Raw genomic sequence first — 252 nt, forward strand, 5'->3', positions numbered from 1 at the left:
GGCCCAGGCTCAGCAGCAGGCCGTTGCCGCCGCGCAGGCACGCGTCAGACAGGCCAGCGCCGATCAGGCGCGTTACCGCACTCTGGTGGCAACCGGGGCAGTTTCTGCGTCGGCATACGACCAGATTCGGGCCGCTGCGGCCACCGCTCAGGCTGAGCTGAAAGCCGCCCAGGCGCAGGCCAGCGTGGCAGGTAACGCCAGCGGATATGCGCTACTCCTGGCTGATGACGATGGCGTGGTGATGGCAACGCT

1 pseudogene is annotated in these 252 nt (G+C 68.3%); it reads left to right on the forward strand.

Annotated features, from left to right (window positions below):
- Nucleotides 1-252 (forward strand): annotated as a pseudogene (locus SB765_RS31895) (efflux RND transporter periplasmic adaptor subunit); the annotation flags it as partial.

It is taken from the genome of Pseudomonas sp. SIMBA_067, assembly GCF_046534675.1.
GTDB classification, from domain to species: Bacteria; Pseudomonadota; Gammaproteobacteria; order Pseudomonadales; family Pseudomonadaceae; genus Aquipseudomonas; species Aquipseudomonas putida.